Here is a 1779-nt window from a genome sequence, read left to right as displayed (position 1 = left end):
GTACTGGCCGTATGGTTCGTATTCGCGTTGAATTACCAGATAATCCGGGTGCCTTGGCGCGTCTAACAGCAATTATTGCGGAGCAGGGCGGTAATATTTACGAACTTCGACATGAACGCTTTGCCGCAACAAGCCGTGCTAAAGAAAGTGCGGTGAGTGTCGATATTGAACTAAAAAGCGCTCCAGATCTGGAACCATTAATTCAGGCTATGCAACTTGAAGGCTATATTGTTCGTAAAGAAGAGATTTAAACGTACATATGGCTGTGATATAAAAACTGTATATGGCTCTTAGGGGAGCCATATACAAAGCAATTTAAACGGATTAAATTGCATAAAGGGATGAATTTACAAAAAAACGATCAAATCCTTCAATGAAATGGGAAAAATTGACAATTCTCTAAACTTTAGCCTTCACAATTTTAAGGTTTAGGTTTTAGTATTCCTTTCATTGTAAATTTGAAGAAATATAGGGATATCAACACTCAATGTTCAAATCATTTTTTCCATCACCACGGTATTTCTTTATATCTGCGGTTATTTGGATCGCGCTTAATATGGTGCTTTGGTATACAGGGGGAGATCACTGGGGACAGTATCTTGGCTTTCCTCAGGGGTATGCAGATGCTGAGTTGCCTATTGGGGTAAGTCGCTTCTGGTCGCCTGCTTTTTTATGGTTTTACCTCTGGTTTTTAGTCTCCACAGCACTGTTTGCTAGCTTTTGGAAAATTATATCGAATAACCCATGGCAGCGTTGGTCTATCTGGGGCTCGGCTTTTATTTTATTTAATATCTGGTGTAGTGTTCAGGTCAGTGTTGCCATTAATGCATGGTATGTACCATTTTGGGATTTAATCCAACAAATGCTTTCAAGTGGAGGGGGAGATCTCTCTGCACTTTATAGTGAAACTCTAGTCTTTCTTTACATTGCAATGGTTGCTGTGACTTTAGCTGTGATTAATGCTTTTTTTACAAGTCACTATGTATTTCGTTGGCGTACGGCAATGAATGAATATTACACGGAGCATTGGGAAAAGCTTCGCCATATTGAGGGTGCTTCACAGCGTGTACAAGAAGATACCATGCGCTTTGCAACAATTTTGGAAGACTTAGGGGTTGAGCTGGTCAAAGCAGTTATTACATTAATTGCTTTCTTACCAATTTTATTTCAGCTTTCTAAACATGTTCTAGTTTTACCAATTGTTGGTGAGCTAGAACACTCCTTGGTATGGGCTGCAATTGTATGGTCAATTTTTGGTACTGTTCTACTCATGGTGGTTGGTATTAAATTACCTGGTCTACAATTTAATAACCAAAAAGTAGAAGCAGCCTATCGTAAAGAATTGGTCTATGGTGAGGATCATGCAGATCGTGCAAAACCTGCTACTTTACGTGAGCTATTTAGTAATGTACGTAAGAACTATTTCAGACTTTACTTCCACTATGCCTATTTTAATATGACAGCGATTTGGTATGGACAGCTTGATATTCTCTATAATTTGGTTGTTCTTTTCCCATCGATTGCTGCTGGTAAACTCACATTAGGTTTAATTCAGCAAATTGCGAATGTATTTGGACGCGTACGTGAATCATTCCAATATTTAATTACTTCTTGGAAGACGATTATTGAACTACTTTCAATTTATAAGCGTTTGAGAACATTTGAGGATACTTTAAATTAAAAGTAATCATCATTCTTTAAGGTGCCTTGATTCAAGCCAGGGCATCTTTAAAATATTGAGTATTTAGTAAAATAACCTGTTATGTATAGCTCTTTATT

2 protein-coding genes are annotated in these 1779 nt (G+C 37.8%); both read left to right on the top strand.

The window, feature by feature from the left end; all coding sequences use genetic code 11:
• A partial coding sequence (locus VXQ92_RS16655) for an ACT domain-containing protein (protein WP_416682570.1) occupies nt 1-251 on the top strand: 251 nt, incomplete at its 5' end.
• A 236-nt stretch (nt 252-487) separates the two neighbouring features.
• A complete protein-coding gene (gene sbmA / locus VXQ92_RS16650; protein ID WP_416682569.1) occupies nt 488-1681 on the top strand; it encodes a peptide antibiotic transporter SbmA in 1194 nt (397 codons plus the stop codon).
• Nucleotides 1682-1779: the final 98 nt, after the last annotated feature.

The sequence above is a fragment of the Acinetobacter sp. 228 genome, assembly GCF_048147885.1.
This window is presented reverse-complemented; position numbering and strand designations above follow the sequence as displayed.